We start from the raw sequence: 19,364 nt of genomic DNA, 5'->3' as shown, positions 1-19,364 counted from the left end.
GATTCGGGGCATGGGTACCGCCGACCGCCTCGACCTGACGCTCCGCCTCGTCCAGGGCGCCGACCGCGTCTCCGTCGCCGAGCTCGCGCAGCGCCTCGGCGTCTCCGAGATGACCGTCCGCCGCGACCTCGACGAGCTCGAGCAGCGCGGCTTCGTGCGCCGCGTGCGCGGCGGGGCCGTCGCCACCCGCGCGATCGAGGAGGACGACGGGTACGCCGTGCGCGCGACCTGGCAGGCCGCGACGAAGGACCGGCTCGGCGCGGCCACCGCCGCCCTGGTCGAACCCGGGTCGCGGGTACTGCTCGACGCCGGGACGACCACCGTGCACGTCGCCGAGCACCTGGCCGCGCGCGGCCCGCTCACCGTCGCCGTGCTCAGCCTCCAGGCCGCCGCGGTCCTCGCCGACCGGCCCGGGATCGAACTCCTCGTCATCGGCGGCCGCTCCCGCCCCGGCGAACGGTCCCTCGTCGGGCCGCTCGCCCTGCGCACCTTGGCGTCCCTGACCTTTGACCGGTTCATCATGTCGATCGGCGGCGTCCACGCCGACCACGGCTGGTCCGAGTTCTCCCTCGACGACGCGGCCGTCAAGCAGGTCGGGCTCGAACAGGCCGCCCGCACCGTCGCGGTCGCCGACGCCACCAAGCTCGGCGTCCGCGCCTTCAGCCGCGTCGCCCCGCTCGAAGCGGTGCACCAGTTCGTGACCGACGCGGCCGCAGGCGACGACGCCACCCACCCGGGCGGCCCCGCCACCCTGCGCGCGCTCCGCGAATCGGGCGTCGACACCCGTCTCGCCTGAGCCCATCTCATTTAGGGAGACAACATGACCGATACGCCGCGCCCGCTGATGATCCTCGTCGCCGGGCCCTACCGCTCCGGCACCGGCGACGACCCGGTCAAGCTGGAGGCCAACGTCAGGGCGATGAACGAGACCGCCCTCGACCTCTTCCGCGCCGGGCACCTGCCCGTCACCGGCGAAGCCCTCGCCCTGCCGCTCTTGGCGACCGCGGGCGGCGCACGGCCGGGAGACGCGCTGTTCGACGAGATCTTCCACCCGATCGCCGAACTGCTCCTCACCCGCTGCGACGCGGTCCTGCGCATCGGCGGCCCCTCGGCGGGCGCCGACATGATGTGCAACCAAGCCCGCGAGCAGGGCAAAGCCGTCTACACCGGCCGCGACGAGATCCCGGCCGCCCGATGACCGCGGGCATCGACACCCCCGACCGCCGCGGCCGCACCGGTCTCGACCGGCACGGGCGCGACCTCGACGGCAATGCGCGCGTTCGCATCCGCGACGTCGAACTGCTCTCCAGCGACTGGTACGTGCTGCGCAAGACCACGTTCGACTACCAGCACGGCGACGGCCACTGGAGCCGCGAGCAGCGCGAGACCTACGACCGCGGCGACGGCGCGACCCTCCTCCTGTACGACGTGAAACGCCGGACTGTCCTGCTCACCAGGCAGTTCCGGCTCCCCGCGTACGTCAACGGCCACCCCGACGGGATGCTCCTGGAGACCGCCGCAGGGCTCCTGGACGACGACGACCCCGAGACCGCGATCCGCCGCGAGGCCGCCGAGGAGACCGGGCACCAGGTCGGCGAGGTCGAGCACGTCTTCGCGGTCTACATGAGCCCTGGCTCGGTCACCGAACGCGTCCACTTCTTCGCCGCGCCCTACGAGGCCGCATTGGACGAGACCTCGCACGGCGTCGCCGCCGAAGGCGAGGACATCACCACCGTCGAGCTGCCATTCGACAAGGCCCGCAACATGATCCTCACCGGCGAGATCGCCGATGCGAAGACCGTCATGCTCCTGCAGTGGGCCGCCCTCGACGGGCCCTTCGCTCAGGGCCCGCCGAAGGCGCCGTACTAGGCGGCCGCAAGGGCGGGCTCCTCCTGGGGCGCTTCGGCTTTCGCGCCCCGCAGGTTGAACGCCCCGATCACCACCGCGATCACCGCCGCCGCGAGCGGCACCAGGAACGCGGCCCGGTAGCCGTCGAGCAGCGCGCCCGGCTCGCCCGACGCGGTCGCCGCGACGTTCACGGCCGCGACACCGGCGAGGCCGAGGGCCGCGCCGAACTGAAACGAGGTGTACAAGAGCCCGCCCGCGAGCCCCTGCTCCGACTCGTCGATCCCGTTGGTGGCGATGATGGTCAGCGGCCCGTACGCCAGGGTGAACGCCAGGCCCATCGCGACCAGGCTCGGCAGCATCCCGACATAGGACGTGTCCGCACCGGCGGTCTGGAAGAGCGCGAACGCGAGCGCCGCGAACCCCAGCCCGGCGAGCAGCACCTTCGCGTTCCCGAAACGCTGCACCAGCTTCGGCGTCACCGTCGGTGCCAGCGCCACGTCGATCCCGATGACGAGCATCGCAAGGCTCGCCTCGATCGTCGACCAGCCGCGCAGCTCCTGCAGGTACAGCGCCACCAGGAACTGGAAGCCGAAGAACCCGGCCATGAACAGCATCCCGATCAGGTTGGCGCGCACCAGCGACCCCGACCGCAGAATCCCGAGGCGCACCAGCGGCGCCGGGTGCCGCCGCTCGACGACCCAGAACAGCGCGAACAGCAAGAAGCTCAACGCGACCGTCACTATCGTCCATACCAGACTCACGTGCGAGGCGCGCTCGACGCCGAGCACGAGCAGCACGACCGCCGCCGTGATCGTCAGGCCCCCGAGGAGGTCGAAACGCTGGCCGCTCCGCTCGGGGCGCGGCGACTTCGGGATGAGGACGAGCGCCGCGACCAGCAGGACCAGCGTCAGGCCCACCGGCATGAAGAACACCCAGCGCCAGTCCAGCGCGGTCAGCAGGCCGCCGATGACCATGCCGAGCGTGAACCCGCCCGCGCCGATCGCGCCGTAGACCATCAGGGCGCGATCGCGTTTCGGTCCTTCCTCGAACCCGGTGGTGATGATCGAGAGTCCGGCGGGGGTCATGAACGCGGCGGCGAAGCCGGTGATGAACCGCGCCGCGATGAGCGTGGCCCCGTTCTCGGCGAGCCCGCCGAGGCCTGAGAACAGCAGGAAGACGACGAGCGCGGTCAGGAACACCTGGCGGCGGCCGAGGATGTCGGCGGCCCGGCCGCCCAGCAGCATGAAGCCGCCGTAGCCGAGGACGTACGCGCTCACGACCCACTGCAGCGACCCGGTCGAGAGGCCGAGGTCGGTGCGGATCGAGGGCAGGGCGATGTTGAGCATGGCGATGTCGATGCCCTCCAGGAAAATGGCTCCTGAAAGGACGAGCAGCACACCCCATTCGCGGGCTTTCATCGTGGCTCCTTGGGAAGTGGTGGATTCCTTGGCCCGGCAATCATCGATCCGGACGCCGCCGGGAACAACGGCGAAGAACGCAACGTTCGGTAAGTCAGACTTACCGATACGGAGGAGCCCGATGGAACGCGACGAGCTCGAGTGCTTCCTGATCCTGGCCGAGGAACTGCACTTCGGCCGCACGGCAGTGCGGATGCGGCTCTCCCGCGCCCGCGTCTCCCAGCTCGTCCAGCGCCTCGAACGCCGCCTCGGCGCGCCCCTGTTCGAGCGCACCAGCCGCTCAGTCGCCCTCACCGAGCTGGGCGCGCGCTTCCGCGAGGAGGTCGAACCCCACCACCGCGCCATCGAACGCGCCCTCGCCCGCACCGCCGCGGCCGCGCGCGGCATCGGCGGGACCCTCCGCGTCGGCTTCGCCGACTCGCTCACCGGCGAGATCGCGATCCGCGCGGCCGACGACCTCCGCGCCGCCTACCCCGAACTGGCCGTTGAGATCTGCGAGATGTCGTACACCGACCCGTTCACGCAGCTGCGCGACCGGTACTACGACGTGCAGTTCATGGAGCTCCCCGTCCGCGAAGACGACCTCGGCAAGGGCCCGACGCTGCTCACCGAGGCCCGCGTCCTGGCCGTCCCCACCGGCCACCCGTTCGCGTCCCGGCCCTGGCTCACCTTGGACGACCTCGCCGAGACCGCCCTCCTCGCCATCGAAGGCGACGTCCCCGACTACCGCCGCCCACCCCGCGCCACCCCGGACGGCCGCCCGATCCCCGCCGGGCCCGGCACCACCAGCCTCCAGGAAGCGCTCATGCTCGTCGCCGCAGGCAAGGGCGCCCTGCTCACCGGCGCCCACACCGCCGCCCACCAGCCCCGGCCCGGCATCGCCTACCTCCAGATCCTCGACGCCCCGCCCGTCCGCTACGGCCTGGCCTGGCGCGCCGACGAACGCACCGCCGCCGTCGAGGCCTTCGCCGCCCGCGTCGACACCGCCATCGAAGCGCGCGAACAACTCGACGTCCCCCGCGACCTCTCGGTGGCCGCCGCCTAGACCACGCCGCCCGTTTCGCGAAGAACGCGCATTGACTTCATATTGATTGAAATCTATACTTTCTCTCGTGTGAGCGCTACCACACCTCACGTACCGAAAGGGTTGGGATTCAAGCAAACGCAAGCGAATTGACGGGTGACCTATGCCTGAAATCGACTACACACAGCCATCGTTCAACTACCGAAAGAGCGGTACGCCGCTCCTGGAGAAACCCGGCAGGACGTCCTCACTGGACGAACGGGACGCGCGCCTGTTCCGCCGGTTCGGATGGGGCCCCTCCCGCGACGTCCCGCGAACGGCAATCCACCGCGTCATCGAGAGCCACTCGGCCGCAAGGCCATCGGCGACCGCCGCCGAACACCAGGGTGGGCGCCTCACCTACGGCGAGCTGGAACGCCACGCCAACCGGCTCGCCGCGCGACTCGTCCGCGAAGGCGTGCGCCCCGGCGACCGCGTCGCGCTCGTCGTCCGCCGCGGCCTCCCCATGCTGGTCGGCATCCTCGCGATCCTCAAGACCGGCGCGGCCTACGTGCCCCAAGACGCCAAGATGGTCCGGACCCCGGCACTCCGGCACCTCCTCGACGTCTCGGGCTGCCGCATCGTCCTCACGCAAACCGATGCGCCCGTGGCACTCCCGCCCGGGCTCCTCGGCATCGACATCGACGAGACGATGCGCGAACGCACCGAAGCGGCGCCGCCGCGCGTCCACACCGACCCCGGGAGCGCCTGCTACATCCTGTTCACATCGGGCACCACCGGTACACCCAACGGGGTCGCGGTCACCCACGCCAACGTCGCGAACCTCCTGCTCACCGAGCCGGGCGACCTCGGCATCCGGCCCGGCACCACCGTGGGCCAGATCCTCAACATCGCGTTCGACATGGCCGCCTGGGAGATCCTCGGCTGCCTCGTCCACGGCGGCACGCTGCACATCCGCGGCGACGATATCGCCGCGGCCGCAAGGAACGTCGAAGTCCTCATCGCGACCCCGACGATCCTCTCTCGTATCGATCCCGAAGCGTGCCAACGCATCCGCACTGTCGCCGTCGCAGGCGAGCCGTGCCCGCCCGCGCTCGCCGACCGCTGGGCCGCGCGCGCCGTCTTCTACAACGGCTGCGGCCCGACGGAGACGACCATCGTGAACACGATGCAGCGCCACCGTCCCGGGGGCCGCCTCACGATCGGCCGGCCCACCCCCAACAACACGGTCTACATCCTCGACGAGCACCGGAACCCCTGCCCGGTAGGCGAAGTCGGCGAGATGTGGGCGGGCGGCGACGGGGTCTCGGCGGGCTACCTGGCCAATCCAGGGCTGAACGCCGAGCGGTACGCGCCCGACCCGTTCCTGGGCGGCGGCCGCGCGATGTTCCGCACCCGAGACCTCGGCCGCTGGACCCCCGACGGCGAGCTCGAACACCTCGGGCGCACCGACGACCAGGTCAAGGTCCGCGGCTTCCGGGTCGAACTCGACGCCGTATCCGCTGTGCTGGAAGGGGTTCCGGGCTGCGTCCGGGCTGCCACGGTGAAGCTCGACGACCGCACGCTCGCGGCGTTCGTCCAGCCCGCCGCGGTCGACCCAGTGCTCGCTCGCAAGGCGGTCGCCGAAGCGCTGCCGTACTACTGCGTCCCTGACGTGATCCACGTTATGGAAGCGCTCCCGCTCACGGATCGGGGCAAGATCGACAAACCGCGGCTCCTGCGCCTCGCCCGCATCGGACGGGAGGCGACAGCATGACACAGCTCAAGACCGACCGGATCGACGACGTCGAACTCCCGCCGCTCCTCCCACTCGCACGGCGCGCCTTCAAACACCCGGCGCTCATGCACTTCAACCGCCTCGCCGCCGCCGTCATCATCGTGAACCTCGTGGTCCTGTTCACGACCGACATCACGGCCGAGACCGCTTCGCGCGCAGCGCTGTGCAACTTCGCCCTCGCGATCCTCATCCGCCGCCAGCGCCTCATCAACCTGCTGTTCCGCCTTGCGACCGCCGCGCCGGTGACGTGGCCGCTCAAGATCCGGTGGACGCTCGCGAAGGTCTACCACTTCGGCGGCCTGCACGTGGGCGGCGCGCTCGCGGGCTCGCTGTGGTTCGGCGCCTTCACCGTACTGGCCACAGTGGAGCGCGTCGGTTCGCCGATCCTCGTCCCGGCCTACGCCCTCGTGGCGCTGTTCGGGGCGATGCTGGTGACGACGATCCCGAAGCTGCGGGCCAAGAACCACAACCGATTCGAGCTGGTCCACCGCTTCGGCGGCTGGCTCTCGCTCGTCCTCTTGTGGGCCATGACGATCGCGCAGATCCGGTCTGGCGGCGAACCCGCCCTCGCGGTCCTGGAGTTCTGGGTCCTGGCGGCCATCACGATCGCGGTCATAGCGCCGTGGACACGCCTGCGCCGCGTCCCGGTCGACATCAAACGGCCGTCGTCGCACGTGGCGATCGCGCGGTTCACCCACGGCCGCAAGCCGTTCGCGGGGTCCTCGACCGCGATCAGCCGGTCGCCGCTGCTCGAATGGCACTCGTTCGCGAACATCCCGTCGCCCGACGAGCACGGCTTCCGGCTGACGATCTCGCGAGCGGGGGACTGGACGGGCCGGTTCATCGACGACCTGCCGTCGCACGTGTGGGTCAAGGGCATCACGACCGCTGGCGTGGCGAACATCGAAGTCCTGTTCCGCAAGGTCGTCTACGTCGCCACGGGCAGCGGCATCGGGCCGTGCCTGCCGCACCTGCTCGCGCAGGAGGTCCCGGCGCTGCTGGTGTGGTCGACGCGTGCGCCGCGTGACACGTTCGGCGACGAGCTCGTCGACGAGATCCTTGCGGTGCAACCGGACGCGCGGATCTGGGACACCGCGCGGCACGGCAAGCCCGACATGATCCGGCTCGCGTGCGCCGCCTACCGCGACTTCGGCGCCGAAGCCGTCATCTGCATCTCGAACAAGAAGCTCACCTGGCAGGTCGTCCACGGCCTCGAACGCCGGGGCATCCCCGCGTACGGCGCCATCTGGGACTCCTAGGAAGGAAGCGAAAGTGCGACTCAAGATCGAACGTGAAGGCCGGGTCGTGCTGGTGCGCCTGCACCGGCCCGAGGTCCTCAACGCCCTCGACACCGAACTCATGACCGAACTGGTCGGTGAACTGACCACGCTCGACGCCGACCCCGGCATCGGCTGCTTCGTGATCACCGGCTCCGAGCGGGCGTTCGCCGCGGGCGCCGACATCACCGAGATGGCCGGGAAAACCGCCGCCGACATGATCGCCGAGGACTACTTCGCGGGCTGGGAGTCCTTCGCGGCCTTGCGGACACCGAAGCTCGCCGCCGTCTCCGGGTACGCGCTCGGCGGCGGCTGCGAACTCGCGATGATGTGCGACATGATCATCGCGGCCGACAACGCGAAGTTCGGCCAGCCCGAGATCACCCTCGGCGTCATCCCCGGCATCGGCGGCACGCAGCGGCTCACCCGGCTCGTCGGCAAGGCCAAGGCGATGGACATGATCCTCACCGGCCGCCTCATCGACGCGCATGAGGCCGAGCGCATCGGCCTCGTCTCCCGCGTCGTGCCCGCCGACCGCCTTGCGGCCGAAGCGAACGCCGTCGCCAAGCAGATCGCCTGGTACGGGAAGCTCGCCGCGATGGCCGCCCGCGACTGCGTCGACCAGGCCCTGGAGACCGGGCTCGCCGAAGGCATCCGCTACGAACGCAAGGTCTTCCACGGGCTCTTCGGCACCGAGGACCAGAAGGAAGGGATGCGGGCGTTCAAGGAGAAACGCGAAGCCGAGTTCACCGGCCGCTAGGCACCGGCGCCTGGTCGAGCGCCCTCACCCGTTGAGGAACCGCTCGACCAGGCCCCAGCGCTGCAACTGCGCGACCTGCAGACGCGACCACGGCGACAGGTCCGAGTCCTCCCGCTCGGCCCGGGCGACGTACTCGGCCCAGTCGACCCAGCCGAACTCGCCGACCTCCGCCGCGTCGGGCTCGGGCTCGCCCGCGACCCAGCCCAGGAACACCGGGCAGATCTCGTTCTCCACGACCCCGTTCGACTCGGCCCGGTACCGGAACGTCGGCAGCGCGCACACCAGCCCGACAGCCCTGATCCCCAGCTCCGAGTCCAACCGCCGCGCGACCGCCGCCTCCATGAACTCGCCGGGCCCGGGGTGCCCGCAGCACGTGTTCGTCCAGACCCCCGGGAACGCCCGCTTCGAATCGGCGCGCCGCGTCACCAGCAGGCGCCCTTCGGCATCGAACCCGTAGCAGGAGAACGCGAGGTGCAGGGGCGTCGCCGCCCCGTGCACCCGGTCCTTGCGTTCCGTCCCGACCGGCGTGCCGTCCTCCCCGAGCAGCACGACCGTCTCCGCCGCTTCCCCCACACGAGCCCCCCGTAGTCGATCGGGCACCGATGGTATCGCTCGGGCGGCGCCCTGCCACGGGCGCGGCGCTACCATTGGCTGACTTGCCCCGATTTCCGCCCGCCTAAGGAAACGCCCATGCGCCGCCTGTTCAGCTTCCCCAACCCCGTGAACGAGGTCTCCGCCCGACTCGTGGCCGCAGGCGTGGTCGCCATGAGCGCCGCCGCGCTCGCGTTCCAGCTCGAATGGCTCGTCGCCGTGATCGCGCTCGGCTTCATCGCCCGCGTCGCGACCGGCCCGACCCTCAGCGTCCTCGGCCAGCTCGTCACCCGCGTCGTCACCCCGCGCCTGCCCGCCGCCGAGAAGCCCGTCCCCGGCCCGCCCAAGCGCTTCGCCCAGGGCATCGGCGCGGCCTTCTCCATCACCGCCGCGATCCTGCTCTTCTCCGGGCTCGAGCTCGCCGGGTGGATCGTCCTGGCCGCCCTCATGACGGCCGCCGCCCTCGAGGCGTTCTTCGCGTTCTGCCTGGGCTGCAAGATCTTCGCCCTGCTCACCCGCGTCGGCCTCATCCCCGACAGCGTCTGCGAGGCCTGCAACAACATCCAGGCCCGCACCGACGCCGCCCTCGAACGCGCCTGATCCCACCTGGGCGATGCCCTTGACCCGACGCCGATACATTGACAAACTCCGATGTAACATCTGGGAGCGCTTCCCCAGATACCGGCAACCGAAGGGCAGACCATGCAAGCGAACCGAAGGCGAAAGCTGACGGCGATCATCGGCACGGCCGTAGCGGCGCTCAGCGCCGGTGCGATCACGATCGTCGCGTCCCAGGGCGCGAACGCCGCGCCCGGCTGCGAAGTCGACTACAACGTCGTCAGCAGCTGGGGCTCCGGCTTCCAGGCCAACATCAGCATCACCACCGCCCAAGCGGTCGACGACTGGACCGTCGAATGGGACTTCACCAGCGCTGTCTCCGGCATCAGCGCCTGGAACGTCACCAACCCGACCCTCAGCGGCTCCCACTTCACCGGCTCCGACGCCGGCTGGAACGCCACCATCGCCGCAGGCCAGACCCGCGAGGTCTTCGGCTTCACCGCCAACGGCACCCCCGGTGACATCGCGAACGCCGAACTCAACGGCGCCCTCTGCGGCGAAGGCGGCGGCGAGCAGACCACCGAGCCCGAACCCACCGAACCCACCGAGGAACCGACCGACCCCGCCCCCGCGGGCACCCCCGTCGAAGCACACGGCAAGCTCCAAGTCTGCGGCACCAAGATGTGCGACGAATCCGGTGCGGCCGTCCAGCTCAAGGGCGTCTCGAGCATGTGGCTGCACTGGCAGACCCAGCCGTACGCGCAGAACCTCTCCGCGCTCGAATGGATGCGCGACAACTGGAACATCGAGGTCTTCCGCGTTGCCATGGGCGTCGAACCCGAAGGCGCGTACCTCTCCGACCCCGAAGGCTGGAAGGCCGAGGTCGAGACCGTCATCAACAACGCCGCGACCGCGGGCGTCTACGTCATCGTCGACTTCCACGCCCATGCCGCGCACCAGCACACGGCCGAATCAGTCGCGTTCTTCAGCGACCTCGCCGACCGCTACGGCCACCTCCCGAACATCATCTGGGAGACCTACAACGAGCCCGAGCAGGTCTCCTGGAGCGGCACCGTGAAGCCGTACCACCAGGCTGTCACCGCCGCGATCCGCGAGCACGACCCCGACAACATCATCGTCCTCGGCACCCCCACCTGGTCCCAGGACGTCGACGTCGCCGCCGCCGACCCCGTGGCGGGCACCAACCTCATGTACACCCTCCACTTCTACTCCTGCACCCACTCCCAGTGGAACCGCGACAAAGCCGACGCCGCTATCGACGCCGGCCTCGCCCTCTTCGTCACCGAATGGGGCGCCAGCGCCGCCGACGGCGGCCTTGACGGCCGCACCTGCCTCACCGAAGCCCAGACCTGGATCGACTGGATGGCCGCCAACGGCATCTCCTGGACCGCCTGGAAACTCGACGTCGGCACCGACTCCACCAACCTCCTGAGCACCGGAGCCCCCCTCACCGGAGGCTGGGACAACTACCTGCACGGCCACGCCCCCTTCGTCATCCAAAACCTCGACTAGCCGAAATCAAAGCGGCCCAGGCCTTTCAGCCTGGGCCGCCTACCCTTGGGGGTCCCCCTATTCGGTGGCGGCGAAGCCGAAAAGGACAGTAGTGTGAGCGGTGCCGACCGCGGGACTCTGGTGCGACTCCCGGATCCGTCTGTTCAACGCCAATTCGCCTTCGTGCCACTCATTCCCCGGTCGGCGCCCCCACCTCTCGAGACCCCGGACGCCCCAATGGAACTCGTCGCCGACCGCACCGCCGCTGAAGACGTGCTGCTGTTCGTCAGCGCCGCCATCGCCTCGACCGGCCAGCGCGAGTTCCATTCCGACGCGGACGCCCAGCAGTGGTCCATGGAGTTCCTGCACGAGTACATGCTCGTCAACTACCGGGACCTGTACGCGGCCACGCTCACGCTCGGCGTCAACGACCGCAACGCCGCAGCGATCGTCATGCGGCTCCTGCAGACCGGACGAGACGCGAGCGAAGACCAGCGGGCGGTCGAAGGCCGGCTCATCGCCAAGTCGCTCGCCCGCATGCCGACGAACCGGGTCTACCACCTGTTCACGGCGTTGCGGAAGGCCCGGGTCAACAACCGGCGCACCCGCGCGGTCATGCGCGAATGGCTCACCGCCCGCCCCGACCCCGCCTTCGAGGCCGTCAAGTACCGGTCCGCGTTCCTCGGTGCGGTCCGCCACGCGCACTTGAAGATCGACGACCTGCCAGGCGGGGAGCTGGACGCGTTCCTGTTCCGATGGCATGCGGCAGGGCGGTTCAGCACCCCGCTGTTCGAATCCTGGCGGCGCGCGCACTTCGACCGGCGGGCCGTGTTCGAGCTGCCGTACACGGTGGCCGAAGGCTTCGCCGCCAAGCACCGGATCGGTCGCCCCGAGTTCCTGGAGAAGATCGCGCCGCAGCTCACGCGCGGTGAACGGCTGCGGCTCCAGCGGTCGGCCGCCCGGATCGGAGCGAGCCATCTCGTCTCGGGTGTCGCCGACCTCTCCCGGATGCCGCTCACCAGGCTCGCCGGTTATGTGCTCGCGCTGCCAGTGAAGGAACGCGAGGAGCGGCGGCTGGAGCTCACCGACGCGCTCCGCGCGGCGGCCCTCCGCGTTGCGGGCCTGCGGGCCGGGACCTGGGGCCGGGTCGCGGCGGTGCTCGACGACAGCTATTCGGCGAGCGGGTCGAGCGAGAAGCGTCGGCGGCCGCTCGTCGCAGCGCTCGCGGCGCACTTCCTGCTGCGGGAACTCGCCCGCGACTATCGTCCTTTGTGGTTGTCGGGCAACGACGACCCGCTGATGGTCCGCGCCCGCGGCGTCACCGCGCTCGGGGAGCGGATCCTCGACGGGCTCGAGACGCGTCCCGACCTGCTGGTGGTCGTCTCCGACGGCTGGGACAACGCGCCCGCCGGCATGGCCGCCGAAGTGCTGCGCGTGTGGGAGCAGCGGCTCGACCCCGAGGGGAAGACCGCTGTGGCCCATCTGAACCCGGTGTTCGACGCCGCGGGACTGGAGGTGCGCCGCCTCGCGCCCACCACACCCACCGTGGGCATCCGCGACGCCGAGGACCTGCCCGAACTCGTCGCGTTCGCCCGCTTCTCCACCGGCCGCACCGGGCTCGCCGAGCTGCGGGCGCACATCGGGACGCGGGTCGAACGCTGGCTCGGCGAGGAGACGCCATGCAGCGCTTGACCCTCGACGGCCTCCAGACCCGCCCCGGCCAGGTCTGGGGCGGCATCCGACTCGTACCGCTCGTCCGCCCGGAGCCGATCACCTCACTGCGGCTGCACCCCAACGGGTTCTCCGACGAACCTGCCCGTGCGTACGAGCCGCGCTGCTGCTACTCGCCGCACGGCCTCGTCGCCGAATGGACCGACGACGGCACCGCCGTCCCCGCCCTCGGCACCGCGTTGCGCATGCCCTCCAAGACGGTGCGCAAATCCCTGCGGCCGAAGGCGAAACCCGAACGGCGGACCCGCGTGCGCTTCGTCCCGCACCAGACCGCGCTGGAGGCCTTCCTGCCGCTCACCTTCCCGGCCATCGCCTGGAAGGAATGGTCCACGCGGGCGTTCCGCCGGGCGCTCCCGCAGCATCGGGAAGGCCTGTACGCGGGCTACGACGTGGAAGGGCTCGCCGACGCACTGCGCATCTTCGAGATCCACCATGGACAGTGCGGCGTCCTGCTGTACGTGGCCGACGCACTCGCCGCCGCCGTCGTCACCCCGCACCCGGACGACTACCGGGCACTGCACCCGACCCTCATCGAGGACGGGTTCGGCGAACTCGTCTGGCGGTACGCGCACCTCCACGGCGACAGCCCGGACTACCGCGTGCGCCTCGACGCGGACGCCGTCGGCACGCCCGCCGACCTGCGCGCCGCGATGGACACCGCCCACCGCGAATGGACCGGCTTCCACGACGGCGTCATGGCCGCCGGGCTCCTCGACGCCGACTACGTCTTCACCGCCAAATACCAGATGGAGCGGTACACCCTCCAGCGGTTCCGTCCGCGCTTCGAACCAGGCCGCGAAACCCATGTGGGCGAAGCGATCACCGACGACGACGGCCGCCTCGCCTACCTCCGCACGTTCCGGCTCTCCGAAGCCCAGTCCCGCCGGGGCCGCCTCCTGCAGACCCTCTCGGAACACGGCTGGAACCTGGAGGCGTCGGCCGCCGCCATGGGCATCGTGGTCCCGGCCCTGGCCGCACGCCTCGACGCTTCCGGCTACGGCCTGCTCCTCCGCCAGGACCACCTCGACCACTACCTCTCGATGGACCGAAAAGGCACGCGATGACCGACCCGAAGACCCTGACCCTGTGGCGTCCCTGCGGCCCGGCCGAGCTCGCGCTCGTCCGCGAATCCGGTTGGACCGCATGGCCTCCGCGCCTGCCCGACCAGCCGATCTTCTACCCGGTCCTCAATAAGGAGTACGCGGCCAAGATCGCCCGCGACTGGAACGCCCCGCGCGACGGCGTCGGGTACGTGACCCGCTTCCAGCTCGACGGCGCCTTCGCCGAGCGCTACCCCGTCCAGCAGGTCGGCGGCAGCACGATACTCGAACTGTGGGTCCCCGCCGAAGAACTCGACGCCTTCAACCGGCACCTCCTCGGCCCCATCGAACTCGTCGCCGAATACCGGGCATGAACGGGCGGCCCGCGAGGGCCGCCCGGTCATCTACATGGTGGTTCGATTAGGTGAGGGTCCAGCGCTGGTTGGTGGCGCCGGTGCAGGTCCAGAGTTGGACCTTCGTGGCGTTGGTGGTGGCGAGGCCCGCGACGTCCAGGCACTTGCCGGAGGCGGCGTTGGTGATGGAGCCGTTGGCGTTCAGGGTCCACTTCTGGTTCGATCCGCCGTGGCACGACCAGATGATCGCGGCGGTCCCGTTCGCGGTGCCTCCGCCCGAGGCGTCAAGGCACTTCTTCGAGGAACCGGAGTAGACCGAGATCTCGCCGTTCGCGTACGTCCACTGCTGGTTCGCGCCGCTCCAGCAGTCGTAGATCTGCAGTTGCGTGCCGTTGGTCGTGGACTGGTTCGGCACATCGAGGCAGCGGCCGGAGCCGGTGCCGCGCAACTGGCCCGAGTCGCTCCCGCCGCCGCTGCCGCCGCAGTCCGCGGTGGGGTTGGTGTTGGTCAGGAGGCCGAGGCGGTACGGCAGCTGCGAGTACTCGCCGCCGATGTTGGGATTCCTTCCCTGGTAGAGGTACTGCATATTGCAGGGGTCGATTTCCATGGTCTGGTTGCCGTCGACGCGGACCATCTCGCCGTGGCTGATGTCGTTCGTCCACGATCCGCCGGGGAATGAGACGTTGGCGGACCCGGCGAACGGGTTGGACTGGGTGTCGGCCAGCGGGGTCCACTGCGAGAAGTTCGCGTCGAGCCGAGTGGAGGTCCAGGACCGGAAGTAGCGGACGCCGTTCGAGCCGATGCCCTCGACGATGAGCATGTACAGGCCCGAGTCGCCGACCTTGTAGACGTTGGTGGCCTCGAACAGGCTCTGGTTGGGGGCCTCCATGAACAGCTCGACGTCGCCGAAGCCGTTCGGGAACTCCGCCACGGTCGTCTTGGCGCGGTAGAACTTCTGCTTGTCGTTGTTGAAGTACAGGTAGCAGTTCACCTCGTCGCAGGCGACCCAGTAGTCGAGGATGTACGACGACCCGGCGTCGGCGATGCCGTGGTTGCTCATGAAGTTCTTCGGCGCCGAGACGCTCTGCGGCTGCGACGGGTGCGACAGGGTCGAGAACGACGGCAGGCCCGTCTGGTAGATCAGGTACCACTGGTTGTCGGGCTCGAAGTAGAACACCTGCGGGGCGGCCCGGTAGCCGCCGCCGATCGGGGTCTGGGACAGGTGGTACTGCTGCGCCTGCCCGGCCTGGGACCAGTCGGTGAACCCGCCGAACGAGGTCAGGGACCAGCCGCCGTTGGTGTCGGCGGTGGTGGCGTACACGTAGTACTTGCCGTCCTCCTTGACCACCGACGGGTCCTTGATCGACACGAGGGTCCGGCCGGGGGCCGTCTGCTGCGGGGCGACCAGCGGGCCGGTCGAGCTCCATTGGAAGGGTGCGGGCAGCGGTGCGGCCTGTGCCGGGGCTGCGCTCAAGGTCGCCGCTGCGAGCGTGCCTGCCAGCGTCGCCGCCAGCAGCGCGATCCACGATCGCCATCGAGTCGGGTGTCTCATGGGTTGCCTCTCTGATCAGGACCCCTGGTGGTTATCGCTAACAACTCCAGGGGTCTTCGAAAGTTTCGGTCGTCTTACCGAACGCTAGGCGTGCACTCAGGATAGACATCAGGTTCGTCATATGTAAATAGTTCGATGTCATCGGACGGCCGTCGAACCGCCCGGATGCACCGCTTGACGAGACATCGAACTATATCTATAGTTCAAATCACTTAAGTTTCGAGGTTCATCCGGAAACTTTCGACGCCTCGGAGGGCGTGCGCGCGGCAGTCCCGGTATCGCCGGCCGCACCGCCTCCTGAGCACCTGAAACCACAGGGAGCACCATGACCGACAATCCAACGAGGCGACGGCACCGCGTCTGGTCCACAGTCGCCGCAGTCGCGACCGCGAGCCTCGCCGCCACGACCGCCCTCGTGCTGTCCTCCGGGACCGCACACGCCGCGACCACCCTCGGCGCCTCAGCCGCCGAGAGCGGCCGCTACTTCGGCGCGGCCGTCGCGGGCAACCGCCTCAGCGAGGCCGCCTACGCGAACACGCTCGCGGCCGAGTTCAACTCCGTCGTCGCCGAGAACGCCATGAAGTGGGACGCGACCGAGCCGAACCCCGGCCAATTCAACTTCTCCGGAGGCGACCAGATCGTCTCCTGGGCGCAGGCCCGCGGCATGAAGGTCCGCGGCCACACCCTCGTCTGGCATGCGCAGCAACCGGGTTGGGCCCAAAACCTCACCGGCCAGAACCTGCGCAACGCCATGCTCAACCACATCGCCGGCGTCGCCAACCACTACGAAGGCGACGTCTTCGCCTGGGACGTAGTGAACGAGGCCTTCGAGTGGGACGGCTCGCGCCGCCAGTCCAACCTCCAACAGCAGCTCGGCAACGGCTGGATCGAGGAGGCCTTCCGCGCCGCCGACGCCGCCGACCCCAACGCCCGGCTCTGCTACAACGACTACGGTACCGACGCCATCAACGCCAAGAGCACCGCGATCTACAACATGGTCCGCGACTTCAAGGCCCGCGGCGTCCCGATCGACTGCGTCGGCTTCCAGTCCCACCTCGCCCACAACGAGAACCTGTCCAGCTACCAGGCCAACCTCCAGCGCTTCGCCGACCTCGGCGTCGCCGTCGAGATCACCGAACTCGACGTCGGCCAGGGCACCGGCCAGGCCGCCACCTTCGAGACGGTCACCAAGGCCTGCATGGCGATCGCCCGCTGCACCGGCATCACCGTCTGGGGCGTCACCGACAAGTACTCCTGGCGCACCGACAACCCGCTCCTCTTCGACGGCAACTACCAGAAGAAGCCGGCCTACCACTCCGTCCTCGCGGCCCTGAACAACGGCACCCCCGGCGGCGGCGACACCGGCCCCGTCGTCTCCGCCGCGTCCAACCGCTGCCTGGACGTCCCCAACCAGTCGACGACCAACGGCACCCAACTCCAGATCTACGACTGCTGGAGCGGCGCCAACCAGCAATGGACCTACGCCAACGGCGAACTCTCCGTCTACACCGGCACCTCCAAGAAGTGCCTCGACGCCTCCGGAGGCGGCACCGCCAACGGCACCGCCGCCATCATCTGGACCTGCCACGGCGGCACCAACCAGAAGTGGAACCTCAACTCCAACGGCACCATCACGAACGCCGCCTCAGGCCTCTGCCTCGACGTAGCAGGAGCCGCCACCGCCAACGCCACCAAAGTCCAACTCTGGACCTGCACCGGGGCCACCAACCAACGCTGGGCCCTCTAACACCCATCCCCAATAAGAAAGCAAGGCCCGGATCTTCAGATCCGGGCCTTCCTTCGTCTTGCAGCGCTGCTCTGACGTAGTACGGCGCCCTGGGCACGTCGGGCGTGTCAAACCTTCAGTCGTCCCGCTTTGTGTCAAACTCCAGCCTGGCTTACGGCTCTGGCGGAAGGTGACCTGTTCCAGAGCCCCTCATGACTTCGAGGTCCATGCCCTGGTTATGGGCTTCATCAGAAGGCAAGATGTGCCGAGCATCACCAAGGTCCTTGACGGAGGCTTGCGAGACTATGAAAGAATTTCGTGTGCAAGGTTCATTGCAAGGCAAAGACGGAGACGACATGGTGAATGAGCGCGTCACTGAGGACTTGGTAAATGGCTGGCTGCGGGAGCTCGGCTACTTTGAGGATGAAGAATCAATTGTTGTCGAGAAGCAGCAATCCGCAATCAAGGCGATTCGTTCCGCGCTTTCGAAGGCATCTAAGACCGGCAAAGGCGGCATTGGTTATCCGGAATTCATTATCACTGCCCCGGATACCCCTGATATGGTGGTGGTAATTGAATGCAAGGCTGCGGTTGGCAAGCATGAATCGCGGAACAGGGATAAGCCTGCTGAATATGCCGTAGATGGCGTGCTTCATTATGCCGGGCATTTGTCTGCCGAGTACACCGTAATCGCGATTGCGGTAAGCGGTGATTCCAAATCACACAGGGCTTCATTCTTTCTTGTGCCGAAAGGTGAATTCGAGGGCAAGGTCTTGGTCGCCCCTACTGGCGCGGAAGTGAACCAGATGATCGGCATGGAAGATCTCATCCGGGCTGCTTCTTTTGATCAGGTGGTCCACAAGCAGCGAGAGCGCGACCTCATTCAATTCTCGCAAGAAATGCATGCATTTATGCGCGATGAGGCTGAGATGAGTGAGCAGGAGAAGCCGCTTGCGGTGGCCGGTACACTAATCGCGCTTAGCAACGAAGTCTTCGCCAAGACTTATGACCATTACCCGGCACATGAGCTTCCAGGGTACTGGATGCAGACTATTAAGAATGAAACCAAGAAAGCCAAGATTCCGACGCCAAAAGTCGACAATATGACCCAGCCGTTCACAAATATTGAGGTCCATCCAGAACTGAGGAAGCCGACGAAGGGCTACCCAAAAGGGCTGCTGAATGAGATTGTGCGGCTTCTGGCTGACCGTGTCTTGCCTTTCATGACGATCTATCGGGACTACGATGTAGTCGGTCAATTCTATGGTGAATTTCTTAAGTACACCGGCGGCGATGGCAAGGGTCTTGGAATCGTTCTTACGCCGAAACATGCAACTGAACTGTTTGCGCTCATTGCAAATGTTACGAAGGATGATGTGGTTCTCGACCCCTGTGCTGGCACAGGTGGTTTCCTGATCTCTGCAATGATGCAAATGACAAAGACTGCCACGACGCAAATTGAGATCGATTCCATTAAGCGCGATAGGCTAATTGGTGTCGAGCAGCGAGCAAGTATGTATGCGCTAGCGGCCTCTAATATGATTCTCCGCGGAGACGGCAAAACAAACCTGTACCAGGGATCTTGTTTTGACTCAGCAATCATAGAAGCGGTGCGTGGTCATAAGGGCGGTAAAGGTAAGTCCCTCCAGCCAAATATCGGCTTTGTGAATCCTCCCTATGCTAAGTCAAATCAAGATCTCTCGGAACTGCGTTTCGTTGAGAACATGCTTGACATGCTCAAACGTGGTGGAACTGGAGTTGCGATTGTCCCCGTATCCTGCGCAACCAAGAACTCATCCGAAAAGTTCGACATCCTTTCAAAACACACCCTTGAAGCAGTAATGTCCATGCCGCCGGAAATCTTTCATCCGGTCGGCGTCGTCACGTGTATTATGGTCTTTACTGCAGGAATACCGCACTCACAGTCAAACAAGAAGACCTGGTTTGGCTACTGGCGTGACGATGGTTTTGTGAAGGTTAAGAACCTTGGTCGAGTTGATCGTGAGCATGCGTGGACAAGCATTCGCGATCGATGGGTGGAATCCTGGCGAAATCGTGAGGTACATCCAGGCGAATCGGTTACTGCAGCGGTGGGCCCGGATGATGAGTGGGTTGCTGAATCTTACATGGAAACAGCCTATGACTCACTTTCCCGAGTGGCATTCCATGAATCATTGCGCGACTATTCTCTCTTCGC

General features: G+C 67.6%; 16 protein-coding genes and 1 pseudogene. 14 read left to right on the top strand and 3 right to left on the bottom strand.

What is annotated here, in order from left to right:
- Positions 1-10: 10 nt before the first annotated feature.
- From ACZ60M_RS16105 to ACZ60M_RS16095, 3 genes are read left to right on the top strand one after another with little or no spacing between them, the layout of a single operon-like run.
- Entirely contained in the window at positions 11-796 is a 786-nt protein-coding gene (locus ACZ60M_RS16105; protein ID WP_465418751.1) for a DeoR/GlpR family DNA-binding transcription regulator, read from the top strand.
- A 24-nt stretch (positions 797-820) separates the two neighbouring features.
- A complete protein-coding gene (locus tag ACZ60M_RS16100; protein WP_465418749.1) occupies positions 821-1,198 on the top strand; it encodes a DUF4406 domain-containing protein in 378 nt (125 codons plus the stop codon).
- A complete protein-coding gene (locus ACZ60M_RS16095; RefSeq protein WP_465418748.1) occupies positions 1,195-1,869 on the top strand; it encodes an NUDIX domain-containing protein in 675 nt (224 codons plus the stop codon). Before ACZ60M_RS16100 ends, ACZ60M_RS16095 begins: the two co-directional genes overlap by 4 nt.
- Here ACZ60M_RS16095 and ACZ60M_RS16090 read toward each other — a convergent pair.
- Complete coding sequence (locus ACZ60M_RS16090) at positions 1,866-3,266, bottom strand: MFS transporter (protein WP_465418746.1); 1,401 nt, start codon at positions 3,264-3,266, stop codon at positions 1,866-1,868. The two genes, ACZ60M_RS16095 and ACZ60M_RS16090, sit on opposite strands and share 4 nt — an antisense overlap.
- Positions 3,267-3,387: 121 nt before the next feature.
- Here ACZ60M_RS16090 and ACZ60M_RS16085 point away from each other — a divergent pair, with 121 nt between their 5' ends.
- The 4 genes from ACZ60M_RS16085 to ACZ60M_RS16070 all read left to right on the top strand — a co-directional run bounded on the left by ACZ60M_RS16085 (position 3,388) and on the right by ACZ60M_RS16070 (position 8,104).
- A complete protein-coding gene (locus ACZ60M_RS16085; RefSeq protein WP_465418744.1) occupies positions 3,388-4,311 on the top strand; it encodes a LysR family transcriptional regulator in 924 nt (307 codons plus the stop codon).
- 142 nt (positions 4,312-4,453) lie between these two features.
- Positions 4,454-6,046, top strand: a complete 1,593-nt coding sequence (locus ACZ60M_RS16080) for an amino acid adenylation domain-containing protein (RefSeq protein ID WP_465418742.1) — start codon at positions 4,454-4,456, stop codon at positions 6,044-6,046.
- Positions 6,043-7,326 carry a ferredoxin reductase domain-containing protein gene (locus tag ACZ60M_RS16075; protein ID WP_465418740.1) on the top strand — a complete coding sequence of 428 codons (1,284 nt, stop codon included), beginning with the start codon at positions 6,043-6,045 and terminating at the stop codon, positions 7,324-7,326. Before ACZ60M_RS16080 ends, ACZ60M_RS16075 begins: the two co-directional genes overlap by 4 nt.
- Before the next feature lie 13 nt (positions 7,327-7,339).
- Positions 7,340-8,104 (top strand): enoyl-CoA hydratase-related protein, encoded by a 765-nt coding sequence (locus ACZ60M_RS16070; RefSeq protein WP_465418738.1) that lies wholly within the window; start codon positions 7,340-7,342, stop codon positions 8,102-8,104.
- Positions 8,105-8,128: 24 nt separating this feature from the next.
- Here the strand turns inward: ACZ60M_RS16070 and idi are convergent, their stop codons facing one another.
- Positions 8,129-8,752 carry an isopentenyl-diphosphate Delta-isomerase gene (gene idi, locus ACZ60M_RS16065; RefSeq protein ID WP_465418736.1) on the bottom strand — a complete coding sequence of 208 codons (624 nt, stop codon included), beginning with the start codon at positions 8,750-8,752 and terminating at the stop codon, positions 8,129-8,131.
- Positions 8,753-8,794: 42 nt separating this feature from the next.
- Here idi and ACZ60M_RS16060 point away from each other — a divergent pair, with 42 nt between their 5' ends.
- The 5 genes from ACZ60M_RS16060 (at position 8,795) to ACZ60M_RS16040 (ending at position 13,910) form a co-directional block, all read left to right on the top strand.
- Entirely contained in the window at positions 8,795-9,295 is a 501-nt protein-coding gene (locus ACZ60M_RS16060; RefSeq protein WP_465418734.1) for a DUF4395 domain-containing protein, read from the top strand.
- 102 nt (positions 9,296-9,397) lie between these two features.
- Positions 9,398-10,786: a cellulase family glycosylhydrolase gene (locus ACZ60M_RS16055; RefSeq protein ID WP_465418733.1), complete on the top strand. Its 1,389-nt coding sequence runs from the start codon at positions 9,398-9,400 to the stop codon at positions 10,784-10,786.
- Between the two features lie 216 nt (positions 10,787-11,002).
- Positions 11,003-12,457: a hypothetical protein gene (locus ACZ60M_RS16050; RefSeq protein WP_465418731.1), complete on the top strand. Its 1,455-nt coding sequence runs from the start codon at positions 11,003-11,005 to the stop codon at positions 12,455-12,457.
- Positions 12,445-13,560 (top strand): ARPP-2 domain-containing protein, encoded by a 1,116-nt coding sequence (locus tag ACZ60M_RS16045; protein ID WP_465418729.1) that lies wholly within the window; start codon positions 12,445-12,447, stop codon positions 13,558-13,560. Before ACZ60M_RS16050 ends, ACZ60M_RS16045 begins: the two co-directional genes overlap by 13 nt.
- A complete protein-coding gene (locus ACZ60M_RS16040) occupies positions 13,557-13,910 on the top strand; it encodes an ADP-ribosylation/crystallin J1 (RefSeq protein ID WP_465418727.1) in 354 nt (117 codons plus the stop codon). The genes ACZ60M_RS16045 and ACZ60M_RS16040 overlap by 4 nt, the downstream gene beginning before the upstream one ends.
- Before the next feature lie 46 nt (positions 13,911-13,956).
- On the opposite strand, the gene ACZ60M_RS16035 is transcribed toward ACZ60M_RS16040, so the two are convergent.
- Complete coding sequence (locus tag ACZ60M_RS16035; protein ID WP_465418725.1) at positions 13,957-15,441, bottom strand: non-reducing end alpha-L-arabinofuranosidase family hydrolase; 1,485 nt, start codon at positions 15,439-15,441, stop codon at positions 13,957-13,959.
- A gap of 325 nt (positions 15,442-15,766) precedes the next feature.
- Between ACZ60M_RS16035 and ACZ60M_RS16030 the strand changes: the two genes are divergently transcribed.
- Together ACZ60M_RS16030 and ACZ60M_RS16025 are read left to right on the top strand one after the other, a co-directional pair.
- Complete coding sequence (locus ACZ60M_RS16030; protein WP_465418723.1) at positions 15,767-17,188, top strand: endo-1,4-beta-xylanase; 1,422 nt, start codon at positions 15,767-15,769, stop codon at positions 17,186-17,188.
- A 335-nt stretch (positions 17,189-17,523) separates the two neighbouring features.
- Positions 17,524-19,362, top strand: a pseudogene (locus ACZ60M_RS16025) (HsdM family class I SAM-dependent methyltransferase); the annotation flags it as partial.
- Between the last annotated feature and the right edge of the window lie 2 nt (positions 19,363-19,364).

This window comes from Glycomyces sp. NPDC050141 (assembly GCF_055586545.1).
Note: the sequence above shows the minus strand (reverse complement) of the source record. Positions and strands in the feature narration are given on the sequence as shown.